The sequence below is a fragment of the Rhizobium phaseoli genome, from assembly GCF_010668805.1.
GTDB lineage: Bacteria > Pseudomonadota > Alphaproteobacteria > Rhizobiales > Rhizobiaceae > Rhizobium > Rhizobium phaseoli_A.
On the sequence record NZ_WUFT01000001.1, the window covers coordinates 399067 to 422574 of the forward strand.

At 62.7% G+C, this 23508-nt stretch carries 21 protein-coding genes; 8 read left to right on the forward strand and 13 right to left on the reverse strand.

What is annotated here, in order from left to right; translation table 11 throughout:
* The first annotated feature begins 159 nt into the window (after positions 1 to 159).
* Positions 160 to 696 (forward strand): glyoxalase superfamily protein, encoded by a 537-nt coding sequence (locus GR197_RS02085; RefSeq protein WP_164006373.1) that lies wholly within the window; start codon positions 160 to 162, stop codon positions 694 to 696.
* Positions 697 to 1032: 336 nt separating this feature from the next.
* Here the strand turns inward: GR197_RS02085 and GR197_RS02090 are convergent, their stop codons facing one another.
* Positions 1033 to 1515, reverse strand: coding sequence for a DUF1772 domain-containing protein (locus GR197_RS02090; protein WP_164006374.1), 483 nt, complete (start codon positions 1513 to 1515; stop codon positions 1033 to 1035).
* A 99-nt stretch (positions 1516 to 1614) separates the two neighbouring features.
* On the opposite strand from GR197_RS02090, the gene GR197_RS02095 reads away from it, so the two are divergent.
* From GR197_RS02095 to GR197_RS02115, 4 genes are all read left to right on the forward strand, one after another.
* Complete coding sequence (locus GR197_RS02095; protein ID WP_164006375.1) at positions 1615 to 2268, forward strand: TetR/AcrR family transcriptional regulator; 654 nt, start codon at positions 1615 to 1617, stop codon at positions 2266 to 2268.
* A 75-nt stretch (positions 2269 to 2343) separates the two neighbouring features.
* Positions 2344 to 3033, forward strand: a complete 690-nt coding sequence (locus tag GR197_RS02100) for an orotate phosphoribosyltransferase (protein WP_164006376.1) — start codon at positions 2344 to 2346, stop codon at positions 3031 to 3033.
* Between the two features lie 61 nt (positions 3034 to 3094).
* Complete coding sequence (locus tag GR197_RS02105) at positions 3095 to 4021, forward strand: carbohydrate kinase family protein (protein ID WP_164006377.1); 927 nt, start codon at positions 3095 to 3097, stop codon at positions 4019 to 4021.
* A 497-nt stretch (positions 4022 to 4518) separates the two neighbouring features.
* Positions 4519 to 5667 carry an alpha-hydroxy acid oxidase gene (locus GR197_RS02115; RefSeq protein WP_164006378.1) on the forward strand — a complete coding sequence of 383 codons (1149 nt, stop codon included), beginning with the start codon at positions 4519 to 4521 and terminating at the stop codon, positions 5665 to 5667.
* 166 nt (positions 5668 to 5833) lie between these two features.
* On the opposite strand, the gene pgi is transcribed toward GR197_RS02115, so the two are convergent.
* Positions 5834 to 7459 carry a glucose-6-phosphate isomerase gene (pgi, locus tag GR197_RS02120; protein ID WP_164006379.1) on the reverse strand — a complete coding sequence of 542 codons (1626 nt, stop codon included), beginning with the start codon at positions 7457 to 7459 and terminating at the stop codon, positions 5834 to 5836.
* Positions 7460 to 7596: 137 nt separating this feature from the next.
* A complete protein-coding gene (locus GR197_RS02125; RefSeq protein ID WP_164006380.1) occupies positions 7597 to 9297 on the reverse strand; it encodes a long-chain fatty acid--CoA ligase in 1701 nt (566 codons plus the stop codon).
* A 245-nt stretch (positions 9298 to 9542) separates the two neighbouring features.
* Between GR197_RS02125 and GR197_RS02130 the strand changes: the two genes are divergently transcribed.
* Positions 9543 to 9935, forward strand: a complete 393-nt coding sequence (locus GR197_RS02130) for a PRC-barrel domain-containing protein (RefSeq protein ID WP_003588818.1) — start codon at positions 9543 to 9545, stop codon at positions 9933 to 9935.
* Positions 9936 to 10108: 173 nt separating this feature from the next.
* Here GR197_RS02130 and GR197_RS02135 read toward each other — a convergent pair whose 3' ends face one another.
* From GR197_RS02135 to GR197_RS02165, 7 genes are all read right to left on the reverse strand, one after another.
* Positions 10109 to 12565 (reverse strand): glycoside hydrolase family 2 protein, encoded by a 2457-nt coding sequence (locus GR197_RS02135; RefSeq protein WP_164006381.1) that lies wholly within the window; start codon positions 12563 to 12565, stop codon positions 10109 to 10111.
* A gap of 87 nt (positions 12566 to 12652) precedes the next feature.
* Entirely contained in the window at positions 12653 to 13048 is a 396-nt protein-coding gene (locus tag GR197_RS02140) for a VOC family protein (RefSeq protein WP_164006382.1), read from the reverse strand.
* Between the two features lie 107 nt (positions 13049 to 13155).
* Positions 13156 to 13905: an ABC transporter permease gene (locus GR197_RS02145; RefSeq protein ID WP_164006383.1), complete on the reverse strand. Its 750-nt coding sequence runs from the start codon at positions 13903 to 13905 to the stop codon at positions 13156 to 13158.
* Positions 13902 to 14846 carry an ABC transporter ATP-binding protein gene (locus tag GR197_RS02150; protein WP_164006384.1) on the reverse strand — a complete coding sequence of 315 codons (945 nt, stop codon included), beginning with the start codon at positions 14844 to 14846 and terminating at the stop codon, positions 13902 to 13904. Before GR197_RS02150 ends, GR197_RS02145 begins: the two co-directional genes overlap by 4 nt.
* Entirely contained in the window at positions 14843 to 16009 is a 1167-nt protein-coding gene (locus GR197_RS02155; protein WP_164006385.1) for an ABC transporter permease, read from the reverse strand. The genes GR197_RS02150 and GR197_RS02155 overlap by 4 nt, the downstream gene beginning before the upstream one ends.
* 87 nt (positions 16010 to 16096) lie before the next feature.
* Complete coding sequence (gene osmF, locus GR197_RS02160; protein WP_007633609.1) at positions 16097 to 17005, reverse strand: glycine betaine ABC transporter substrate-binding protein OsmF; 909 nt, start codon at positions 17003 to 17005, stop codon at positions 16097 to 16099.
* Between the two features lie 207 nt (positions 17006 to 17212).
* Positions 17213 to 17398 (reverse strand): acetyltransferase, encoded by a 186-nt coding sequence (locus GR197_RS02165; protein ID WP_204330005.1) that lies wholly within the window; start codon positions 17396 to 17398, stop codon positions 17213 to 17215.
* A gap of 50 nt (positions 17399 to 17448) precedes the next feature.
* Between GR197_RS02165 and GR197_RS02170 the strand changes: the two genes are divergently transcribed.
* Together GR197_RS02170 and GR197_RS02175 are read left to right on the forward strand one after the other, a co-directional pair.
* Positions 17449 to 18708: a LysR family transcriptional regulator gene (locus tag GR197_RS02170; RefSeq protein ID WP_164006387.1), complete on the forward strand. Its 1260-nt coding sequence runs from the start codon at positions 17449 to 17451 to the stop codon at positions 18706 to 18708.
* The gene (locus tag GR197_RS02175; protein ID WP_164006388.1) at positions 18705 to 19433 is read left to right on the forward strand and encodes a copper homeostasis protein CutC; all 729 of its coding nucleotides are present in this window, start codon (positions 18705 to 18707) and stop codon (positions 19431 to 19433) included. Before GR197_RS02170 ends, GR197_RS02175 begins: the two co-directional genes overlap by 4 nt.
* A gap of 317 nt (positions 19434 to 19750) precedes the next feature.
* On the opposite strand, the gene GR197_RS02180 is transcribed toward GR197_RS02175, so the two are convergent.
* From GR197_RS02180 to GR197_RS02190, 3 genes are all read right to left on the reverse strand, one after another.
* Positions 19751 to 20770, reverse strand: coding sequence for a zinc-binding alcohol dehydrogenase family protein (locus GR197_RS02180; RefSeq protein ID WP_164006389.1), 1020 nt, complete (start codon positions 20768 to 20770; stop codon positions 19751 to 19753).
* 64 nt (positions 20771 to 20834) lie between these two features.
* Positions 20835 to 21809 (reverse strand): ABC transporter permease, encoded by a 975-nt coding sequence (locus GR197_RS02185; RefSeq protein ID WP_003588807.1) that lies wholly within the window; start codon positions 21807 to 21809, stop codon positions 20835 to 20837.
* Between the two features lie 120 nt (positions 21810 to 21929).
* Positions 21930 to 23483, reverse strand: a complete 1554-nt coding sequence (locus GR197_RS02190) for a sugar ABC transporter ATP-binding protein (protein ID WP_164006390.1) — start codon at positions 23481 to 23483, stop codon at positions 21930 to 21932.
* Positions 23484 to 23508: the final 25 nt, after the last annotated feature.

Sequence of the window (23508 nt, forward strand, 5' to 3'; positions counted from 1 at the left end):
CCTGGCCGGATGCGGCCAGCCGCCCCGCGACGCTTCTGCGTTATGGTGAATGCATCCAGAAAAATCCTTCACATCCCTTGCCGTTTGGCGATCGATGGCGAACGGGTCAGCAGACGCGGGCACTGATCGTCCTGTTTGCCGCCAACGGAAGGATGAGATATGCGCGACTTTCGCGATGCCAAGCTCATGGCAAAGACATTGCGGCAGGCCCTTGCCGACCGTGATATTTCGCTGAGCCACAGCGAGACCCTCGAAATCGTCGCCCGGCAGTTCGGGCTCGAGCAATGGAATATCCTCTCGGCCAAGATCGATGCGGCGGGTGCTTCCCGCTCCGCTATTGGCATCCAGCCGCCGACGCCGATCTTCCGCATCTTCTCGGTCGAGAAAGCCATGGAATTCTATTGCGGTTTCCTCGGCTTCCATCTCGATTGGGAGCACCGCTTCGGCGAAAACTTCCCGCTCTATTGCCAGGTCTCGCGCGACGGCATGGCGCTGCATTTGAGCGAACACTCCGGCGACGCCAGCCCCGGCGCCAAAGCCTTCGTCCGCGTCGCCAATGTGCGCGCCTATCACGCCGAACTTTCCGGCAAGGACTACCGCTATGTGAAGCCCGGCGTGGAAGAGGCGCCCTGGGGACTTGAGATGACCGTCACCGACCCCTTCAGCAACCGCATCGCCTTTTGCGAGCAGGCATAGGCGGGGCTGGCAAAGTCCGCTGCCCCCCCCTGTGACACCCCCCGGGTCGAAGCCAGAGGACAGGAGGGAGGGCGTGGTAAGTGCCGGCCGAATGAAGCACCCGCTGCGGTGCGTCTCTGCACGCCTACGGCGAGTTTGGCAACAACGCCTACCCCACTCTCCGTCATCCCAGGCCTTGAGCCTGGGATGACGGAGAGTGGGGTAGGCACGGGAAACCATTCACAACGCAGCGCACGGTCAGAGGCGCCATCCGCTAGTGAAACCAGACAATGTCAGTCACGGCCTAAATTGACTTGGTAAGGGTGGTGAGCCCGCGTGGCCACCGGCACCGCTTTCTCAAACCATCATCAGCGCCCTGACGAAGGCGACCGAGGCGAGCAGCGAGGCCACTGTCCGCACATGGTTCCACCACGTCCAGTCCCTGACATAGGCCATCCAGAGCTCGACTGCCTCCGCCCCGCTGCCGCTCACCTTCCCCAGCGCATCATTCATCGGCACGTTGAAGATGATGGTCGAGAGGAAGGAGGCGAGGAGATAGAGGGCAGCACCTGCCAGCATCAGCGTCGAGGCGCCGCCGCGCCAGTCGATCAGGGCGAGCACTGATATGACGATGCAGAGGATCGCCGTCGGCACGAAGAGGGCCATGAACGGCGAGCGGACGATCGTCACATTGATCGCGTTCATCGCCGCAATGCCCTGTTCTGCCGGGATTCTGGCGAAGGCGGTCATGATGAAGGTTGAGAAGGCGAAGAAGATGCCGGCGACGAGGCCGCTGCCGATTGCCGCGGCGACGAGCGAAAGGATGAGGACGATCTGCATGTCGAAGCTCCTTCCAAAGGGTTTGAAACAAGAGAAACTCTCTCATTTGCCAAATGAGATAAACTCTCTTATTTTATTTGTCAACCTGAGGAGCAGACGATGTCGCAGCAGCCGGTCGCAACACGCAGGCGTCAGCCGCAACATACCGGCCAGCCGCGCCGCATCCCCAGCCAGCAGCGTGGCCGCGACCGCTTCGAAAAGATCCTCGCCGTCGCCGCCGAACTGATCGAAAGCCATGGCAGCGACGGCTTGAAGATGAGTGAGATCGTCGAAAAGGCCGGCCTGTCCTTCGGCGCGCTTTACCAATATTTCCCCGACAAGAGCGCGATCATCCGCACATTGGCCGAGCGCTTCAACGAGGAGGGCAGGCGCTGCGTCGAGGCGGAACTGGCTGAGGTGACCGACGCTGCGGCGCTCACCGGCGCGCTTGCCAATATCGCCGACGAATATTACGCCTTTTTCCGCCGCGAGCCGGTGATGCGCGACATCTGGCACGCAACCTATACCGACAAGCTGCTGCAGCAGATCGATGCCGAGGACATGGAATTTCACGCCCAGGCATTGCTCGCTGTGCTCGCCCGCCTGTGGCCGGATCGCGACCGCGACGAACTTCTGGCGATCGCGCGGCTGACGATGCAGCTGCTTGCCGCCGCCGTGCGTTATGCCGTTTCGCTTGGTGCCAAGGAGGGCGATGCGGCGATTGCCCTGTTCAAGAAGATGCAGGGAGCCGATATCGGCCGTCTGTTGCGCTAATACGATCGTCCAGCGTCTGGAAACTCAGGGCTCTTGCTGCTATTCCCGCAGGGAACCGAGCCGAAGGAGAGCCGCATGATCCAGACCACATTTCCCGACCGCGCCGTGATGGCCGAACTGGTGGCCAAGATGCTCTGGGAAATCAAGGCGGTGCATTTCAATGCGGGAGCGCCTTACAAACTCTCGTCCGGCATGGCGAGCCCGGTCTATATCGATTGCCGCAAGCTGCTTTCCTTTCCGCGCATCCGCTCGACGGTGATGGATTTCGCCGCCAGCACCCTGCTGCGCGATGCCGGCTTCGAACAGTTCGATTGCATCGCCGGCGGCGAGACCGCCGGCATCCCCTTCGCCGCCCTGCTTGCCGATCGCCTCGGCCTGCCGATGATCTATGTCCGCAAGCAGCCGAAGGGCCATGGCCGCAATGCCCAGATCGAGGGCAACATGCCGGAAGGCTCGCGCGTGCTGGTCATCGAGGACCTGACGACGGCCGGCGGCAGCATGTTCAAATTCATCGATGCCGTCCGCGCCGCCGGCGGCGTCGTCGATCACGGCATCGCCCTGTTTTTTTACGACATCTTCGGCCAACAGCGTTTTACCGACGGCAAGGTCCGGCTGCATCACATCGCCACCTGGCGTAATGTCCTGGCCGTCGCCAAGGCGCAGAAGCTGTTCGACGGCAAGACGCTCGAGGAGGTCGAAGCCTTCCTCGATGCGCCGCTGGCCTGGTCGGGACGGAATGGTGGCGTAAGTGAGCTTTCGCTCTAGTCTGTTGACAAAAGCTCGCTTTATCGGTTGATGAACGTATAGGTCTGTTGGGAGGAATCTGATGATTTTGTGCTGCGGCGAAGCCTTGATCGACATGCTGCCGAGGGACACGACCCTTGGTGAAAAGGGCTTTGCCCCCTATGCCGGCGGCGCGATCTTCAATACCGCCATCGCGCTCGGCCGCCTCGGCATCCCCACCGCCTTTTTCACCGGCATTGCCGATGACATGATGGGAGAAATCCTGCTGGCGACGCTGAAGGCCGCCAATGTCGATTACAGCCCCTGCGCCATCACCCCGCGCCCCTCGACCATTGCCTTCGTCAAGCTGGTCAACGGTCAGGCGACCTATGCTTTCTACGACGAGGGCACGGCCGGCCGGATGATCACCGAGGCCAACCTGCCTGTCCTTGGCGATGATTGCGAAGCGCTGCATTTCGGCGCGATCAGCCTGATCCCCAGCCCCTGCGGCGAAACCTACGAAGCGCTGCTCGATCGAGAAGCCGCAAGCCGTGTCATCTCGCTCGACCCGAACATTCGCCCCGGTTTCATCAAGGACAAGCCGGCGCATATGGCTCGTATCAAGCGCATGGCCGCCAAATCCGACATCGTCAAATTCTCCGACGATGATCTCGACTGGTTCGGGCTTTCAGGCGACCACGATACGCTCGCCGCCCACTGGCTGAACCACGGCGCCAAGCTGGTCGTCATCACCAAGGGTGCCGAAGGCGCCTCCGGCTACACCAAAGAGCGTAAGGTGACGGTGCCCAGCCAGCGCGTCACGGTGGTCGACACCGTCGGCGCCGGCGATACCTTCGATGCCGGCGTGCTGGCCTCGCTGAAGATGGACAATCTGCTGACCAAGGCACAGGTCGCCTCGCTCGACGAGCAGGCGCTCCGCAACGCCCTGACGTTGGGTGCGAAGGCAGCGGCCGTCACCGTGTCGCGTGCCGGCGCCAACCCGCCCTGGGCGCATGAGATCGGGCTTTAAGGTTTAAGCCGGGGTCTTCATTCCGCGGCCGCCATCGTCCTTAGGGCTCCCGCAAGCGGGCGAAAGAGGATGCCGCAGCGGCTCGATTCCCTCTTCTCCCAGCGGGGGTCCAACGGACGGGTCGAGACCTATGGCTCGACCCCGGTTGGTGCCCGTAGGGCGGATGAGGGGGCCGGCGAAGCCGGTCTGCCCAACTCGTAAGCGCGCCCGGGCTCGAGCGGTCGGCATCGTCTTGCCTGCGCTTGCTGGCAGGGCTCGGTCTGGCGTCGGCGATCAAGCTCCCGCACATGATCGTGCCACGGCGAGGCCTGAGGCGCGTCGACGTATCCGAACGGCCGGTGGCAGTCATTCGCCATCTCACGCGGCGGGTCAGGCGGAATCTCGCCCATGAGTGCGATATCCACTCCAACAAGCCGTAAATCGCACGATGAAGCCTTGGCAAGCTTTCGAATCGTGCTTTAGGTTGCGGCCCGAAAAGCAAACGGGTCGAGCAAAAGATGCGCCTTACAGACTGCTATAATTTTCACGATTTCCGGCGCATGGCCAAACGTCGTCTTCCCGGACCGATCTTCGACTATATCGATGGCGCCGCCGATGACGAGGTGACCTATCGGCGCAATACCGCGGCCTTCGAGAATTGCGATCTGGTGCCCGACGTTCTGAGGGGCGTGGCCGAGGTCGACATGTCGGTGACGGTCATGGGCCAGAAGCTGGCCATGCCGGTCTATTGCTCGCCGACGGCGCTGCAGCGGCTCTTTCACCACCAGGGGGAGCGGGCGGTCGCGGCAGCGGCGGCAAAACACGGCACGATGTTCGGCGTCTCCTCGCTCGGCACGATCAGCCTGGAGGAAGCCCGGCAGATCAGCGACGGGCCGCAGATCTATCAGTTCTATTTCCACAAGGACCGCGGCCTCAACCACGAGATGATGGCGCGGGCGAAAAATGCCGGCGTGCAGGCGATGATGCTGACCGTCGACAGCATTACCGGCGGCAACCGCGAGCGCGACAAGCGCACTGGTTTTGCCATTCCCTTCAAGCTCAATCTTGCCGGCATGACGCAGTTCGCCATCAAACCTTCCTGGGCGATCGACTGGCTGACGCATGAGCGCTTTAGGCTGCCGCAGCTCGAAAACCACGTCAAGATGGACGGCGGCTCGCTGTCGATCAGCCGATACTTCACCGAAATGCTCGACCCCTCGATGTCCTGGGACGACGTGGCGGCGATGGTGCGCGCCTGGGGCGGGCAGTTCTGCCTGAAGGGCATCATGTCGGTCGAAGACGCCAAGCGTGCGGTCGAGATCGGCTGCACCGGCATCGTGCTGTCGAACCATGGCGGCCGCCAGCTCGACGGCTCACGCAGCGCTTTCGACCAGTTGGCCGAGATCGTCGATGCCGTCGGCGATCGCATCGACGTCATGATGGATGGCGGCGTGCAACGCGGAACGCATGTCCTCAAGGCCTTGTCGCTGGGGGCAAAAGCCGTCGGCCTCGGCCGCTACTATCTCTTCCCGCTTGCCGCCGCCGGACAGCCCGGCGTTGAACGGGCGCTGCAGACGATGCGCACCGAGATCGAGCGCGACATGAAGCTGATGGGCTGCACCACGGTCAGCCAATTGAGCCGGCGGAACCTGCGCTTCCGCTCTTGAGGGCGGGGGCGGGGCGGGTCCGTCCCTCATCCGGCTGCCGCCGCCGTCCTTCGGAGTAAACGGGGTGAAGGGGCCGCGACCTCTCGTTCCCCGCCTACACCACGTATGGCACGTCCCTCGCCCCGCAGGCGGGGAAAGGGTCAGGGTGAGGGACAATCCAGAACGCCTACTTCGTAAGCTTTGCCAGCGCCGCAACCAGGCCCTGGGTCGAAGAGTCGTGCGATGCGGCACTCTCTTTACCTTCGACAACCGGCAGCAGGCCCGTTGCCAGCTCCTTGCCGAGCTCGACGCCCCACTGGTCGAAGGAGTTGATGCGGAAGAGCACGCCTTCGACGAAGACCCGGTGTTCATAAAGCGCGATCAGGCGGCCGAGCGCGTAAGGGGTGAGCTTGTCGTAGACGAAGGTGATCGACGGCCTGTTGCCCTGGAAGACGCGGTGCGGGGCGATGAAATCGGCCTTTTTGTCGTCCATGCCCTTGTCGGTCAGCTGCTTCTTGGCTTCGTCGAAGGTGCGGCCCTTCATCAGCGCTTCCGATTGGGCGAGAACGTTGGAGATCAGCAGCTGGTGCTGATGGCGCAGTTCCGGCTCGAAGGCATTGGCGGCGATCATGAATTCGGCCGGGATGATGCTCGTGCCCTGGTGGATCAGCTGGTAGAAGGCGTGCTGGCCGTTGGTGCCGGGTTCGCCCCAGACGACCGGGCCGGAATTTCCCTCGACCGGCGTGCCGTCGATGGTGACGCCCTTGCCGTTCGATTCCATGTCGAGCTGCTGCAGATAGGCGGGGAAACGCGACAGCCGCTGGTCGTAGGGCAGGATGGCGCGGGTGGAATAACCGAGCACGTTGCGATGGTAGAAGCCGATCAGGCCGAGCAGCATCGGCAGGTTCTCGGTAATCGGCGCCTTACGGAAGTGATTGTCTATGGCATGAGCGCCGTCGAGGAACTTGCCGAAATTATCCGGACCGACGGCAATCATCAGCGGCAGGCCGATCGCCGACCAGATCGAATAGCGGCCGCCGACCCAGTCCCAGAAGCCGAAGACGCGGGCGCTGTCGATGCCGAAGGCAGAAACCTTGTCGAGCGCCGTCGAGACGGCGGCGAAGTGGTGCTGCACGGCCGCTTCGCCAAGCGCCTTGGCGATGAAATTGCGCGCCGTCTGCGCATTGGTCATCGTCTCCACGGTGGTGAAGGTCTTCGAGGCGACGATGAACAGCGTCGTCTCAGGCTGCACCAGCTTGAGGATATCGGCGATATGGGCGCCGTCGATGTTGGATACGAAATGCGCCCGCGGGCCGTCATGGAACGGGGCAAGCGCCAGCGTCGCCATCACCGGGCCGAGATCCGAGCCGCCGATGCCGATATTGATGACATCGGTGATCGCCTTGCCGGTGGCGCCCTTCAGTGTGCCGGAGCGGATGTCGTCGGCAAACTTGCCCATGGCGGCGAGCACGGAATTGACGTCGGGCATGACGTCCTTGCCGTCGACCAGAACCGGCGTGTTGGAACGGTTGCGCAGCGCGGTGTGCAGAACGGCGCGATCCTCGGTGAAATTGATCCCCTTGCCGGAGAACATCTCCTCGCGCTTCTTTTCGACGCCGCCCTCTTCGGCAAGCTTGACCAGCAGCTTGAGGATGTCGTCGTTCACCGCCGTCTTGGAAAAATCCATCAACAGATCGTCAAACGAAACCGAAAAGCGCGAAAAGCGCTGGGAATCGGCGGCGAAGGCGGCACGGATATCGGTTGCCTTGGTGGCATCAGCGGTGCTTTTCAGCTGTTCGACGATGGCGTTCATGGGAGGCTCCTCTGGAGGCGGAAAGGTTGCGGAAACTATTCGCTTTATCGGGGGCAAATCAAGTTCAGCCACCGCTCCAGATACAAAAAAGCCATCCGCGGCGAACGGATGACCGTCAATTTCATGAGGTTGTTAAATTAGCCGCGCAGGTCCTTGCGCAGGATCTTACCAACAGGCGACTTTGGCAACTCGGTGCGGAATTCGATGAAGCGCGGGCGCTTGTAATTGGTGAGGTTGGCGATGCAATGGGCTTTCACCTCGGCTTCCGTCAGCTTCGGGTCCTTCCTGACCACGAAGAGTTTGACCGCCTCCCCCGAATGCCCGTCCGGCACGCCAATGGCGGCTGCCTCGAGGATGCCGGCATGCATGGCGGCGACTTCCTCGATCTCGTTCGGATAGACGTTGAAGCCTGAAACGAGGATCATATCCTTCTTGCGGTCGACGATCTTGGTAAAGCCGCGTGCGTCCATGTAGCCCATGTCGCCCGAGCGGAAATAGCCGTCCTCGGTCATCACCCGCGCCGTTTCCTCCGGCTTCTGCCAATATCCGGCCATCACCTGCGGCCCGCGAATGCAGATCTCGCCGACATCGCCGAGCGGCAGCGAATGGCCGTCCTCATCGCGGATATCGAGGTCGGTGGAGGGCATCGGCAGGCCGATCGTGCCGGTGAACTCGGCCGAATCGAAACGGTTGGCGGTGGCAACCGGCGAGGTCTCGGAAAGGCCGTAGCCCTCCGTCACCGGCGTCCCCGTGATCGTCAGCCAACGTTCGGCGACCGGGCGCTGCACGGCCATGCCGCCGCCGAGCGACATGATCAGCGGCGAGAAATCGAGCTTGGCGAAATCGGCATTGTTCATCAGCGCGTTGAACAGCGTGTTGAGGCCGGGGAAGATATGCACGTCGGACTTGCCGAATTCCTTGACGAGGCCGGGAATGTCGCGCGGATTGGCGATCAGGATGTTGCGGGCGCCGAGCGACATGCCCATCAGCGAATTCACCGTCAGCGCGAAGATGTGGTAGAGCGGCAAAGCGCAGAGGAAATTCAGCACCTCGGGCTGCTTCTTGCGCTCGAAGGCCGAGCGCAGCCAGAGCGACAGCTGCAGTTTGTTGGCAAGCAGGTTTGCATGCGTCAGCACCGCGCCCTTGGCAACACCCGTCGTGCCGCCGGTATATTGGAGGAAAGCGATGTCGCTGCCCGTAAGCGCGACCGGTTGGAGGGCTTTTTTCCCGCCTTCGCGCAGCACCTGGGCGAAGCTCTTGTGCTCAGGGATCGACCATGAAGGAACGAGCTTCTTCACCTTGCGCACGGTGAAATTGACGATCAGCCCCTTGACCCCCAGCATTTCGCCGAGCGAGGTGACGACGACATGGCGAAGGTCGGTCTTGTTCAGAACCTGCTCGACCGTGCGGGCAAAATTCTCCAGCACGAAGATCGCCTTGGCGCCGGAATCGCGCAGCTGGTGCTCGAGCTCGCGCGGCGTATAGAGCGGGTTGACGTTGACGACGACGAGACCGGCCCTGAGGATGGCGTAGGTCGCGACCGGGTTCTGCAGCACGTTCGGCATCATCACGGCGACGCGGTCGCCCTTTTGAAGGCCAGTGCTCTGCAGCCAGGCAGCGACCTTGCGCGTCTGGCTCTCCAGCTCGCGGTAGCTCATTGCCTTGCCCATGCTGGCAAAGGCGGTCCGGTCGGCGTAGCGGGCACAGGATTTTTCCAGCAGTTCCGCCAGCGAGGCATATTCCAGCGGCGGAAGCTCGGCCGGAACCACATCCGGATAGGCGGCAAGCCAGGGTTTTTCAGGCTTGGCTGCGTTCGGATGGACGGAAATGCTGTTCATCGTGTCTCTCTCCCTTGCGGCCGCCGCGCCGACGATCGGTCGGCAGATCGACCGAAAGATCCTCCATCTTCCAGTCCGGCAGCTTATGCCATTGCTCGAATGGTTCAAGCCGAATGAAGCTATACTAACCTTGACGTAAACGTCAACGATCGCCGATCGCGCAATCTTGCCGGAGAGGGAACTTTGAACCCGCCATGACGTTGATCCTGCATACCCAATCCGAGGAAACCCAAAGGAGATGCATCATGCTCAATCAGGAAACTGACGCCAACCGCCGTGACCCGGACGCCAAGAGCACGCATTCGCTGATCGCCAGCGACCGCGTCGAAGGCACCCGTGTCTATGGCGCCGACGGCAGGCATATCGGCTCGATCGAACGGCTGATCATCGGCAAGCTCGACGGCCGCGTCGCCTATGCCGTGCTGAGCTTCGGCGGCTTCCTCGGCATCGGTCACGATCACTATCCGCTTCCCTGGGAAAAGCTGAACTACGACACCCAGCTGGATGGCTACCGCATCGACCTGACCAAGGAACAGATCGAAGGCGCCCCGAGCTATGCGGACGATGACGACAGCTGGTACAACGACAATGGCCGCCGGGTTTACGATTACTACGGCGTGCCGCCCTACTGGATGTAACGTCGTCCGATAGGCCGAACTGGAAGGGCCCCGTGCGATGCGGGGCCTTTTTCGTGGTTGGAGCGGCTGGAGAGGAGACGTGCCTTGCAATGGTTGCAAGGAGCGGGGACGGAGCGGCATGTCCCTTCTCTCCAAGGGGAGAAAAGGGAATCGAGATGTTGTGGCAGCCCTTTTTAGCGCCCCGCCACAAGATCATTGGCCGACCGCAGCACTGTGCCGATCGTGATGTCCTCCGCAACGATCCTCTTGCCCGTCTTTACCGCAAACACATGGCTCTCGCCCGGCAGCAGCGTCACCAGCATCGTGTCGACCACAGCATCCGGGTCCAGCCGATCCGCCATCAGGCAGAGATCCTTCAGGAAACTCTCAGCCGTGACCGCAACCGCAAAGCCGCCATCGATCGCGCTGACATCGACGCTCAGCCGCGGCGCCGGCAGGGCGAGTTCGATATCCTCGACGAAATAATGGAAGGCCCGCCTGTCGAGCATTTCGACGACGATAACCTCGTCCTTCGGTAAGTCTGTCCTAACGATATCCTTGGGCAGTGGAAATTCCTTGGCCTCGAAGCGGTCGCAGAGCAGCCGCCAGAATTCGAATTCGGCCAGCACGCTGCCGTCGAGCCGCAAACGCCGGCCGCTGATCTTCGCCCGCCAGAACAGCGTGCGTTCATTGACCGCCACTGCCGCCAGTCCGTCGCCGCGCGGCTGAATGGTCAGCAGGCGTGGATCATAGGCGGCCTTCAGCGCATACCAGAGCGGCTTGCGGCGGCCGGCCGAATCCAGCGCCGCCCATGAGGTCACCGGCCAGCAGTCGTTGAACTGCCAGACCACCGCACCCTTGCAGATATCCCGGTGCGACCGCATGTGCTCGATGCCGAAGCGGATGGCGCGGGCCTGGTTGAGCTGAGTGGCGAAGTGCCAGTCGTCCATCGTCTTTGGCTCCGGCAGATGGCCGGCGAGACCGCGGATCAGCTTGTCATTGCCTTGGGTGGCCTTCTGATGGTGAAAGACGCCGTTCGATTGCGGCGTCAGCGGCTGATCATGCACGCTCTCTTCGATCGTCGCCCAGGCGGCCGGCGCCTGCCAGCCGAATTCGGAGCAGAAGCGCGGGATATAATTGCGGTAGACCTCGTAGCCGACATCGTTCCAGACGTCCCAGATATGTTTGCAGCCATGGCCGTCGGCATTGGGTTCGATCTCCATCGAGCCGGAATAAGGGCTGCCGGGATAATAGGGCCGGTCGGGGTCGAGTTCGGCGCAAAGCCTCGGCAGCAGGTCGAGATAATAACCGAGCCCCCAGCTTTCGCCTGCCTTGATGATCGGCCGCCAGCCCCATTCGTCGAAGCCCCAGATATTCTCGTTATTGCCGTTCCAGAGGATCAGGCTGGCATGCGGCATCAGCCGCACGACATTGTCGCGCACTTCAGCCTCGACCTCGCTTCTCAGCGGCTCGTCCTCCGGATAGGCGGCGCAGGCAAAGAGGAAATCCTGCCAGACCAGCATGCCCATGCGGTCGCAGGCTTCGTAGAATTCGTCGCGCTCGAAGATGCCGCCGCCCCAGACGCGAAGCATATGGATATTAGCAGCCTTGGCCTCCTCGATCCGCCCGGCATAACGCTCCACCGTCACCCGCGACGGAAAACAATCGTCCGGAATCCAGTTTGCGCCGGCGATGAACAGCGGCACGTCGTTGATGACGAAGGTAAAGGCGGAGCCATGCGCGTCGGCCGCGGTGTCGAGCCTAAGCGAGCGGAAACCGAGTTCGCGTTCGTAAGTGTCGAGCAGATCGCCGCTGGCATCGTCGACGAGTTCAAGCGTCAGGGAATAAAGCGGCTGCGCGCCGAGATGGTGCGGCCACCAAAGCTGCGGCGAGGGGAGGGTAAGCTCGAAAGAAACCTCCTCTTCGCCGGCGCCAATCGTAACCGTCTTGGTCATGCCGCCGATTGTCGCGACAAGCCGGCATGCCGCCCCGTCGCCATGCCGCGCCACAATCGCATGCACCTTCACCAGCCCGTCGCCGCCGGCAAGCGTGGCCGACACCCGTGTTTCGGCAAGCCGCGCCCGATCCCAGCTTTCCAGCCTGACCGGTTTCCACAGGCCCGCCGTCACCAGCGTCGGCCCCCAGTCCCAGCCGAAATTGCAGGCCATCTTGCGCATCAGATTGCCCGGTCCCGGATAATTGTTGGGACGGTAGCCGTAATGCCTCTCCATCTCGGCGCCATGGGCATAGGCGGAACGGAAGGTGACGCTGAGGTCGTTCCGGCCGGCCTTCAGCAATCTCGAAACATCGAAACGATAGGTGCGGTTCATATTGAATGTGCGGCCGATCTCTTCGCCGTTGAGCGCGATCGTCGCGATCGTATCGAGCCCGTCGAAGACCAGCTCCTGCACCCTGCCATCGTCAGGCGTTGCCTCGAAGCGGCAGCGATAGCTCCAGTCAGTTTTGCCGATCCAGTCATTGGTGATCTCGTTGACGTCGATATAGGGATCGGCGATCAGCCGGCTGGCGAGAAGGTCGAGATGCACGCAGCCCGGCACCGTTGCAGGGATGGCATCAGGCAGGCCGGACCTTGCTGTATCGTTGCTGCAGGAGAGCGCCCAGCCGGAATTCAGCGTGGTCTTCTCGATCATGGATGGCTCCTGATTATGCCGCTCGAAGCTGTGGGATGAGGTGTTTTGGGAAGGGTGCCGCCGCGATCGGGCGCGGCGTCAGATCGCTCAGAGAAACCGGCCGTGGCGCTGCAGCACCTCGATCTTGTAGCCGTCGGGATCGCTGATGAAGAAGAACAGGCCGAACAGCCTGCCGTCGCGGTTGAGCTCTACCAACTCGCCGGGCTTCAGCCCCAGTTTCGCCAGCCGTTCGCGCTCGACCGCCACCTCTTCGACGGAGATGGCGAGATGGCCATAGCCGTTGCCGAGATCATAGGGCGCGGTCCGGCCCTTGTTGACCGTCAATTCCAGCTCGAAGCCGGTCTCGGAATTGCTCAGATAGATCAGCGTGAAGGTGTCGAAATCGACCCGGTCGGCGACCGAAAGGCCGAAGGCCCTACCGTAGAACTCGACCGAGCGCGCCTCGTCGAGAACCCGGATCATCGAGTGGATCATCTTCGCCAAGTCTGCCTCCCGTTGCATCACGGTGCCGCGCGTCTTTTTAGACGCACAAAGGACGCCGTAGAACTTTGAATTATGCATCGATCACGGCAGTCTTGGTACTCGTCCTCTTACGCCGTGCGCAAGCCGATTCTTCGGGTGATCGCCGCTTCGACCATGCCCATGGCGTCATAGATCAGCACCGCCATCAGGCCGACGATTAGCCCGCCCTGCAGGATGAAGGCGGTATTGTCGGAAATCAGCCCGGCGATGATCACCTCACCGAGGCCCTTTGCCGCAACCGTCGAGCCGATCGTCGCCGTGCCGATATTGATCACGGTTGCGACCTTCAGCCCTTCGAGGATCAGCGGCAGGGCCAGCGGCAGCTCGACGCGCAGCAGCCGCTGGGTGCCGTTCATGCCCATGCCGTCGGCGGCATCGAGAACCTGCGGGGACACCTGCTTCAGGCCGGCGACGGTGTTTTCGAAGATCGGCAGCAGCCCGTAGAGAAACAGCGCGATCAGCGTCGGCATGGCGCCGAAGCCGGTGGCGGGAACGGCGAGCGCCAGCACCGCGACCGGCGGAAAGGTCTGCCCGGCATTGGCGATGGCCCGCGAAAGCGGCAGGAAATCGGCACCGCTTTCCCGGGTGACGAAGATGCCGCCGGCAACGGCGAGCACGGCGCTGCAGGCAATCGATCCGATCACCAACTGCAGATGGCCGGCGGCGAGCGAGGCAAGGCTGTTCTGCGTATAGACGGCCGGCGCATTGTTGCTGGTCAGCGGCACGAGCAGGAAGGAAAGCCATTCCGTCCTGAACAGCAGGATCAGCAGCAAGACCAGCGCCGCCAGGCGGAAGAGATTGGCAACGACGAGTTTCATGCCTTGCGGCCCAGTTCGAGCAGCCGCGTCATCGAGATCGATCCGACAGGCGCCTTCTCGCCATCCTGCACCGTCGCCTCGTCGACACCCTGCCAGATCATTTCGGCCAGCGCATCGCGCAGGCTGAGCGACTGCGGCAAGGTATAGGCGAGGCCTGTTTTGGCCGGTTCCATGCTCTCCTTCAGCGGCAGCAGCGACATCAGCTTCAGCGCCCGGTCGGAGGTGCCGGTCAATTGCTGGACGAAGGGATCGGCCGGTTCGGTGAGGATCTTCTCCGGCGTCGAGCATTGCAGCAGCCGGCCCTCGCTCATCACCGCGATCTGGTTGCCGAGATGGAAGGCCTCGTCCATGTCGTGAGTGACAAGGATAACCGTCGTGCCGAACTGCTTCTGGATCGCCAGCAGATCGTCCTGCGCCTTGCCGCGGATGACCGGATCGAGCGCCCCGAACGGTTCGTCCATCAGAAGCAGTTCCGGTTCGGCCGCCAGCGCCCGGGCGACGCCGACGCGCTGCTGCTGTCCGCCGGAGAGCTGGTGCGGATATTTGTCGGCAAAGGTTGCCGGGTCGAGGTTGAACAATCCGAGCAGTTCCTCGACCCGCCTGGAAATACGTGTGGACTCCCAATCGAGAAGCTGCGGCACGGTGGCGATATTCTGCGCCACGGTGCGGTGCGGAAACAGGCCGTGTCCCTGGATGGCATAGCCGATCTTGCGGCGAAGCTCGGTCACCTCGACGTCGATGACATTCTGCCCGCCGACGTAAATCTCACCTTCGGTGATCGGCACCAGCCGGTTGATCATCCGCATCAACGTCGATTTGCCGGAGCCCGACGTGCCGACGATGACGGTGATCTCGCCCTTCTCGACACGCATCGAGACATTGTCGACGACGGTGGCAGCGCCATAGCGTTTGGTGACGTTCCTGATCTCGATCATGCTCATGCGGCGGATCCCCGGATGCTGTCGATGACCGCATCGAGGATGACGGCCGATGAGAAGGCGAAGAACACGGTCGGCACGGCGCCGAGCAGGACGAGGTCCATGGCCGTCTGGCCGAGCCCCTGGAAGATGAAGATGCCGAAGCCGCCGCCGCCGATCAGCGCCGCGATCGTCACCATGCCGATGGCCTGCACCAGCACGATGCGGATGCCGGTGAGGATGACCGGAAAGGCAAGCGGCATGTCGATGCCGGTGAGGATCTGGCGCCGCGTCAGACCCATGCCGGCCGCGGCATCCCGCACCGAAGGGTCGACGCCCTCAAGGCCGACGACGGTGTTGGCAACGATCGGCAGCAGCGAATAGAGCACCAGCGCGATCAGTGCCGGCGCCGTGCCGATGCCGCGAATGCCGATCGCAGCCGCCAGCGGCACGTGGGTGGCGAGATAACCGAGCGGCAGCATCAGCAGTCCAAACAGTGCGAGGCTCGGGATCGTCTGGATCAGGCTGAGCCCCTGCAGCACGATCGCCCGCAGCTTCGGCACCCAGAAACAGAGGATGCCGAGCGGCAGCCCGAGAATAATGGCGATGGCCAGCGACCCGAAGGCCAGCAGCAGATGCGAGATTGCTTCCGTCTCGAATTGCGGCGCCCGCGTCGAGAATTCCTTCATGATCGACAGGCTGTCGAGCAGGCCGGAGGAAAGCGAGAGGAAAAGCAGCGCCGCATAGGCCGCAAGGGCTGCGACCCGCATCCACGGCGCCAGCCGGATCTTCACCAGCGCATCGGAGATGACGAGCCCGATCACCGCAAACAGCGCCCAGAAACCACCGCCGGGCGTCATCCGCGCCACCGTGCTGCCGGGCGGCGTCGCCGCCGTCGAGACCAGGCCGATCGCAACGATCAGCGCCGCAAGGCAGAGTGTGGCGATGGCAAGCCGGGCAAGGGCGTTGCGCAGCAACAGCGTGGCGACAGCGGTGAGAACGAGCAGCACGGTGAGGATGATGACGGAGGGCTGGGGAAGAAGCTGCGTCAGCAGCATCGGCTTGCCGGCGGCGATGCGGTTCGCCTTGATGTAGATGAAAGGCATCAGCGCCATCGCCGCGATGCCACCGGCCACCAGAACCACGCCGAGCCGGTCCAGCCTGCGGACCGCTGAGGTTTCTTCCATCAAATCAACCCTGTCTGAGCAATCCCGTCCGGCCAACCCTATCAGCAAAGAGAGGCTCCGCCCGCAATCGGGCGGAGCGAGTGATGACTATTTCAGGAAGCCTTTTTCCTTCAGATAGGCTTCGGCGACGGACTTTGCCGGCTCGCCGTCGACCTGGATCTTGGCATTGAGCTTGCGCAATTCGTCGGCGGTCAGGCTCTTGAAGATCGGCGAAAGCACTTCCTCGATCTTCGGATTGGCCTTCAGAACCTCCTCGCGGATGATCGGGGTCGGCGCATAGACCTGCTGCACGTTCTTGTCGTCTTCGAGAACGGTCAGTTCGGCCGCCTCGATCGCGCCGTCCGTGCCGTAGACCATGGCGGTGTTGACGCCATTCGTCTGGTCGGCGGCCGCCTTGATCGTCGCCGCCGTGTCGCCGCCGGACAGAACCACCATCTGGTCGGGCTTCAGCTGGAAACCGTAGGTCGTCTGGAAGGCGGGAAGCGCGCCTGCCGAATTGACGAATTCGGCGGAGGCGGCAAGTTTGGCGGCACCGCCGCCGGCAACCCATTTGCCGAAGTCCGTCAGGCTCTTCAGCTTGTTCGGTTGGGCAACATCGCTGCGCACGGCGAGCGCCCAGGTGTTGTTGGCAGGCGACGGCGTCAGCCAGACGATCTTGTTGGCGTCGTAATCGAGCTTCTTTGCCAGCTCATAACCCTGGTCGATATTCTTCCAGGCGGCGTCATCGGCCTTGTTGAAGAAGAAGCCGGCATTGCCGGTATACTCAGGATAGATGTCGATTTCGCCGGCGGTGATCGCCTTGCGCACGACGGGTGTGGCGCCAAGCGCGATGCGGTCCTGCGTCTTGATGCCGTTGGCTTCGAGCGCAAGCGCGATGACGTTGCCGAGCAGCGTGCCCTCCGTGTCGATCTTCGACGAGACGACGACATCGGCGGCGTGAGCCGCACCCGCCGCGAAGGCGGAGAGCGTGACGGCGAGTGCGAGTTTCTTCAGCATGGAATATCCCCTTGGTTGACACCGTTAGCACTTTGAATTGCTGCATTATGCAGGTGCGCAAACCCCCGGCGGGAGGTTTGCGCACAAGAAGACCGCCGGCCAGCGCGATGAGATCGCATCATGCCGGAATTGCATGCGTGGTTGAAATAGCGTGCACGCCTGAAAAATCGATGCAAGCCCCCTTTAGTATTTACAGCCGCGCCGCGATTATGGCGGCGAATGCCCCTCCGCGCGCGGAAACGCATTCCCTTTTCCAGGGCCGGCGCGATTTGTTTTTGTCCCCTTGCGTGTTTCCGCGATGTTCCGGTGCTCTGTTGCGGATTTCCGCCGCCCGGATTTTTCTATGCCGAAACGATAGCCCGCCTCTGCGAAAGCAGGGATATCTTTTTTCATGAACACATCATATCGTCCGGTTTTTCCAGCGCTTTTCGGAGGTGGCTCGTTTGCATCTTGGCGCCCTGTTCACCGCCCACCATGTTTTGACCTCCGGCTCGGTGCGCGAGACGGGGCGGCGCTTCCAGCTGTCGCCCTCGACCGTATCTGCGGCCATCCATCATCTCGAAACCGAGCTGGCGATGAGGCTGACGGAACGCGCCTCCGGTGAACTGGTCATGCTCATTGCCAGCGGCAGGGTGCTGGAAGGCCTGGCGCCGATCACCGCCGCGGTCAGTGAGCTTGGCCAATTGACCGGCCATGACGGTACGACCGCGGACGCCACCGAGGTCACCGATACTTGCGAGGCCTGGGCATCACGCATCCCCGTCAAGGTCGTCACCATCGAGCGTTTTCTTGAGGTGGCCGACCAGGGCAGCATCAATCGGGCCGCCCGCCGCCTTGGCTTGGGGCAGCCGCAGCTTTCGCTTCAGCTTGCCAATCTTGAGAAATTTCTAGGTCACCGCCTGTTCGAGCGGCAGGCGCAGGGGTCGGTGCTGACGGAGGAGGGCAGGCGCGCCTATCAGATCTTCACGACGATCAGCCAGGCCTGGAACGATCTGAAGTCATCGGCCGACGAGCGCTATCGCCGCGCCGCCCGGTCGCTACGCATCGGCTCGATCATTCCCACCGGATCGGAAAGCTGGGTGGCGCGCTGCCTGGGTTCGCTGGTCTCCGAATGGAATGCGCGCCGCAACAACAATGCGATATCGCTGGTTTCGATGACCGCCGACGATCTGCGCGAGGCGCTGAAGAGCGGCCGCATCGATGTGGCGATCCTCGATTCGGTCTTCGGCCTTGAAAGCTTCCGCCATCGCGAACTGCTGCAGACCGAGATGGTGGTGATCGCACCGCCGTTCAGTACCGAAACCACCGTCGCCGATCTCGTCTCTGCCCACGCGATCTGCATGCCGAGCCCGCGCACCGGCCTCGGCCACGCGGCCATGGCCTTCAGCGACGAGCGTGCGCCGAACCGGCGCTTGCGCAGCCGGGATATCACGGCGGCGGATTCGCTGCCTGTGATCGTCGACCTCGTCGCCAATCACGGCTATGTCTCCTTCCTCGGCCGGGTCAGCGCCATGCCGATCGCCGACAAGGTGCGCATCGTCGAACTCGACGAGCATCTGCCGATGTCCTATCACGTCGCCTTCAATCATCGTAAAGCCGCCGCCGATGCCTGCGCCGTCATCATCGAGGCGGCGGCGAGAATAACGTCTGAAACTGTCGCGCCGACCATGGCACGCGGCAAAGCCAGGGAGAGTGCCGCGTGACCGTCCTGCTGGAAGTGTGTGTGGATAGTGCCGCCGGCCTCGCCGCCGCCATCGAGGGCGGCGCCGGCCGCATCGAGCTTTGTTCGGCGCTGGAGCTCGGCGGTCTGACGCCGCTGCCGAGCCTGATGCGGATCGCCGCCAGGGCGCGCATACCAGTCTACGCGATGATCCGCCCGCATGCCGGTCCCTTCATCTTCGACAGGGCGGACGAGGAAGCGATGATGCTCGATATCGATGCCGTGCGCGCCGCGGGCCTTGCCGGCGTCGTTATCGGCGCCAACCGGCCGGATGGCACGCTCGACATGCCGCTGATCCACCGCCTGAAGGCGCATGCTTCAGGCCTGGGGTCGACCTTGCATCGGGCTTTCGATCTGGTGCCGGATGCCGATCAGGCGCTGGAACAGGCGGTCGAACTCGGCGTTGAGCGCATCCTGACCTCCGGCTGCGCCCTGAAGGCGGCCGACGGAACCGAAACCCTGAAACGCCTCTCGGCAAAGGCGACTGGGCGCATATCCATCATGCCCGGCAGCGGCATCCGCCCCGCCAATGTCACCGCCATCTTGCAGGCAACCGGCGCTCGCGAGGTCCATGGTTCCTGCAGCTCACCTATAGAAAGCGCCGATCCCCGCGCGGTGGCCTTCGGTGTCGAGGCGAAGAGCGCGAACCGGACGGATAGTGCGGTGGTCAGGGAGATGTGCAGGGCGATTGCGTCAATGGAGCGTTAGTGGTCTCGCAATTCCGGACGGAAAGCGTTTTGCGCTTTGAAACGCAAATGCAGTGCTTGCGGCATGGGTCCTCGGGTCAAGCCCGAGGACGACGGAGTGTGGTGTGGGCGCTGCGGCAAGCACAGTCAGCGCGTAGTGGTTTGTAGGAATTGCCGACTTTATTTACGCGATTCCGGCGCAAAACCCGCCCCGCATTTTGCTGGAATTCCTCCGGACGTTCCGCTTCTTGCCGCACAGGTTTCCCCACTCTCCGTCATACTCGGGCTTGACCCGAGTATCCAGGCCGAGCACTCCACGCGCATGTTCTGCGTCGCACTCTACCCACCAACCCTGATCACCGCCTTGATCAGCCCGCTCTTCTCATGCGCCCAGCGCGCGAGATCTTGCGGCGTATCGGCCAACACCGTCCGGTGGGTAATCAGCTTGTCCACCGGCACCAGCCCTTTGGCGATCGAAGCGGCCACATGTTCGAAATCGGCGCGGGTGGCGTTGCGGCTGCCGATCACCATCATTTCGCGTTTGTGGAATTCGGGGTCGGAGAAGCGGATATCGTCCTTGACAACGCTGACCAGCACCAGTGCGCCGCCATGAGCGACGAAGGAAAAGGCCTTTTCCATCGACGGGCCGTAACCCGTCGCGTCGAAGACCACGTCGAAACCGTCGCCATTGGTTTTTTCCCGCACGGCATCCACTGTCGCCTCGTTGGCGACGATGCCGGAGGTGAAGCCGAAGCGCTCCGAGGCCATCTGCAGCCGCTCGCCACTGGTGTCGAGCAGGGTCACTTCATGGCCGGCGATGCGCGAGAAGATCGCTGCCCCCAGCCCGATCGGCCCGGCGCCGATGACGAGTGCGCGCGCGCCGGCGCCGGTCATCGAGCGGCGCACCGCATGGGCGCCGATCGCCAGAAACTCGACCGTTGCCGCAGCCTCCAGGCTCAGTCCCTCGGCGGCATAGAGGTTGCCTGACGGAACCAGGATCTCCTCGCAGAAGGCACCATCGGTATGGACGCCGAGCACCTTGATATTGGTGCAGCAATTCGGCTTGCCCTTGATGCAGGCGACGCATTGGCCGCAGGAGAGATAGGGATTGACGATGACCGGTGTTCCCACAGCCATGGCGACGCCGTCACCGGCTTCCAGCACCGTTGCCGAGATCTCGTGGCCCATGATCCGGGGATATTCGAGGAAAGGGTGTTTGCCCTCGAAGATATGATAGTCGGTGCCGCAGATGCCGACATGGCTGACCGCCAGGCGCACCCAGCCGGGCGCCGGTGCCGCGGGCGAAGGACGCTCGACGATCTCGAGCACGCCGGGCTCCCGGCAAACAACTGCTTTCATGACGGGTCTCGCATTCCTGGAAATTGAAGAGGCCGGCCTTTCGGCCGGCTCTCTGGTGTGTCGCTCAATTGCTCTTGCGGCGGCGCAGCTGGTCGAAGAAGACGATCACGATGATCAGGAGACCGGTGATGATGCGCTGCCAGAAGGAGTTGACGTTCAGAAGGTTGGCGCCGTTGTTGATGGTGGCGAGGATGAAGGCGCCGATCAGCGGGCCGTGTACCGAGCCGACCGCGCCGAACAGGCTGGTGCCGCCGATGACGGAGGAGGCGATCGCCTGCAATTCCCAGCCGTCGGCCTGCGTCGCATTGCCGATCGCGATGCGTGAGGCAAGCAGCACGCCGACGAAGGCGGCAAACGAAGCCGAGAGGATATAGGCGAGGTAGATCATGCCCTTGACGTTGACGCCGGAAAGGCGGGCAGCTTCGGCATTCGAGCCGACTGCGAAGAGATAGCGGCCCCAGCGGCTCAGATGCAGGAAGATGAAGGAGGGCACCGCCACCAGGATGACCATCCAGAACAGGCTCGGAATGCTGAGCAGATCGGCGCGGGCGAAATTGCTGAAATTCTCATTGGTAATGTTGATCGTCGAGCCATTGGTGATCAACAGGCCGATGCCGCGCAGCGACGTCAGCGTCGCCAGCGTGATGATGAACGGCGGCAGGCCCATATGGACGATGCCGAAGCCATGGAAGGCGCCGATCGCCACACCGATGGCGAGCGTCAGCACGATCGCACCCCAGACCGGCACGCCCGCCTGCAGCAGCCAGGCGATGATGACGGTACAGAAGCCGACGATGGCGCCGACCGAAAGATCGATGCCGGCGGTGATGATAACAAAGGTCTGGCCGAGAGCCAGGATCGCCGTCATCGCCCCCTGGCGCAGCAGGTTCGAGATGTTGAGCGGCGTCCAGAAGCTCGGGGTGACCAAGCCGAGCACGATCCAGAGGAAGATCAGAAGCCCGATCAGCGTCAGGCCGAACAGGATGTTCATTTTCCGGCGCGGCGGCGGGGCGACGATTTCGGTAGGGGTGGCAGTCATGAATTTTCTCCCTCTTAGAGCATTTCCGCTTTCTTCAAACCGCGGAAATGCTCTATCTCTTTGTTCTTACGCAATTTCCGGACGCAATACCGCTACGCGGTCTGCTGGAATTGCTTATGCTCAGACGCCGATCGCTTCGCTGAGCACTTCTTCATGCGTTGCCGCGTGGTAATCATGGCTCGCGACGATTTTGCCGCCGCGGAAGACATGCAGCCGGTCGGCCAGTTCATAAACTTCAGGCAGGTAGGAGGAGATCAGGATGATGCCCGCGCCCTCCTTCAGAAGCTTGGCGAACAGCCGGTAGATTTCCGCCTTGGTGCCGACGTCGACGCCGACTGTGGGTTCGTCGAAGATGAACAGCCGGGCGCCGTGGCTCAGCCACTTGCCGATGACGATCTTCTGCTGGTTGCCGCCCGACATGCTGGAGGCCGGAACACGCCGGCTTGGCGTCTTGATGCTGAGATCGCGGATCTGCTTGTCGGCATTGGCCGATTCCCGCGTGTGGTTGATGACAGGCCCGTGGCCGAGGCGCCCGAACACCGGCAGGTTGATGTTGAGGCCGATCGGCAGGTTGAGGCAAAGCCCCTGGTCGCGCCGGCTTTCCGGCGCCAGCGCAATGCCGAGCTCCATCGCCGTGCGTTCGTTGCGGATGTCGACACGTTTGCCCATCCACTCGACATCACCGGCTGTCGTCGGCTGGCGGCCATAGAGGCCGAGCGCGAATTCGCTGCGCCCGGCGCCGATCAGACCATAGAGCCCGACGATCTGCCCGGCCTTGACGCTGAGCGACACGCCTTCGAAGCCCGGGCCGGAAAGCCCGCGGACCTCGACGATCGTCTCGCCGATGGCGATCTCTTCCTTGTGATAGATCTGCTCGATCGAGCGGTTGATCATCAGCGCGATCAGCTCGGCATCATTGGTCTCGCCGATCAGCCGCGTGCCGACATGGGTGCCGTCGCGCAGCACCGAGACACGGTCGGCAAGCTCGAAGACTTCCTCCATGCGATGGCTGATATAGACGATGGTGACGCCTTCGCCCTGCAGGCGGCGGATTAGCTTGAACAGCTGCGCGGATTCCTGGCGCGTCAGATAGGCTGTAGGTTCGTCGAAGATCAGGAACTGGGTGCCGCGCATGGCCGCGCGCGCCGTTGCCACCAGCTGCTGCTGGCCGATCGTCAGCGAGCTGAGCAGCGCGCCGGCCGGCAGGCCGAAGCCGAGATCGTCGAGCACGGCCTGCGCCAGCTTCTGCATCTGCTTCTTGCGCATCAGTCCGTAGCGGTTGACCTCGTCCCCGAGGAAGAGATTGGCGGCGACCGTCAGATGCCGGCAGAGCACGACTTCCTGGTGGACGGCGTTGATGCCGCGGGCGATTGCCTCGTTTGGCGTCGACAAGCCGACAGGCTGGCCGCACCACAGCACTTCGCCGGCCGTGCGGGTAATGACGCCGGTCAGCAATTTGATCAGGGTGGATTTGCCGGCGCCATTTTCGCCGACGATGGCATGGATTTCACCGGCGAGAAAGGTCAGCGTCGCCGGCTTCAGCGCCTGTACATGACCGTAATTCTTCTGCAGGCCCTTGAGTTCGAGGATAGGCGATCCGGCGGGGATACGATTGGCTTCTTTCAGCGTGGCGCTGTCATCATGGCGATGACTGACCTCTTCCAGTCCGATCATGGACCTCTCCTCCTTGTGTCACGTC

Excerpts from the sequence above, each read along its gene's own strand:
- GR197_RS02085 (WP_164006373.1), top strand. The coding sequence starts at position 160 with ATGCGCGACTTTCGCGATGCCAAGCTCATGGCAAAGACATTGCGGCAG.
- GR197_RS02090 (WP_164006374.1), bottom strand. The coding sequence starts at position 1,515 with ATGCAGATCGTCCTCATCCTTTCGCTCGTCGCCGCGGCAATCGGCAGC.
- GR197_RS02095 (WP_164006375.1), top strand. The coding sequence starts at position 1,615 with ATGTCGCAGCAGCCGGTCGCAACACGCAGGCGTCAGCCGCAACATACC.
- GR197_RS02100 (WP_164006376.1), top strand. The coding sequence starts at position 2,344 with ATGATCCAGACCACATTTCCCGACCGCGCCGTGATGGCCGAACTGGTG.
- GR197_RS02105 (WP_164006377.1), top strand. The coding sequence starts at position 3,095 with ATGATTTTGTGCTGCGGCGAAGCCTTGATCGACATGCTGCCGAGGGAC.
- GR197_RS02115 (WP_164006378.1), top strand. The coding sequence starts at position 4,519 with ATGCGCCTTACAGACTGCTATAATTTTCACGATTTCCGGCGCATGGCC.
- pgi (WP_164006379.1), bottom strand. The coding sequence starts at position 7,459 with ATGAACGCCATCGTCGAACAGCTGAAAAGCACCGCTGATGCCACCAAG.
- GR197_RS02125 (WP_164006380.1), bottom strand. The coding sequence starts at position 9,297 with ATGAACAGCATTTCCGTCCATCCGAACGCAGCCAAGCCTGAAAAACCC.
- GR197_RS02130 (WP_003588818.1), top strand. The coding sequence starts at position 9,543 with ATGCTCAATCAGGAAACTGACGCCAACCGCCGTGACCCGGACGCCAAG.
- GR197_RS02135 (WP_164006381.1), bottom strand. The coding sequence starts at position 12,565 with ATGATCGAGAAGACCACGCTGAATTCCGGCTGGGCGCTCTCCTGCAGC.
- GR197_RS02145 (WP_164006383.1), bottom strand. The coding sequence starts at position 13,905 with ATGAAACTCGTCGTTGCCAATCTCTTCCGCCTGGCGGCGCTGGTCTTG.
- GR197_RS02150 (WP_164006384.1), bottom strand. The coding sequence starts at position 14,846 with ATGAGCATGATCGAGATCAGGAACGTCACCAAACGCTATGGCGCTGCC.
- GR197_RS02155 (WP_164006385.1), bottom strand. The coding sequence starts at position 16,009 with ATGGAAGAAACCTCAGCGGTCCGCAGGCTGGACCGGCTCGGCGTGGTT.
- osmF (WP_007633609.1), bottom strand. The coding sequence starts at position 17,005 with ATGCTGAAGAAACTCGCACTCGCCGTCACGCTCTCCGCCTTCGCGGCG.
- GR197_RS02165 (WP_204330005.1), bottom strand. The coding sequence starts at position 17,398 with ATGAAAAAAGATATCCCTGCTTTCGCAGAGGCGGGCTATCGTTTCGGC.
- GR197_RS02180 (WP_164006389.1), bottom strand. The coding sequence starts at position 20,770 with ATGAAAGCAGTTGTTTGCCGGGAGCCCGGCGTGCTCGAGATCGTCGAG.
- GR197_RS02185 (WP_003588807.1), bottom strand. The coding sequence starts at position 21,809 with ATGACTGCCACCCCTACCGAAATCGTCGCCCCGCCGCCGCGCCGGAAA.
- GR197_RS02190 (WP_164006390.1), bottom strand. The coding sequence starts at position 23,483 with ATGATCGGACTGGAAGAGGTCAGTCATCGCCATGATGACAGCGCCACG.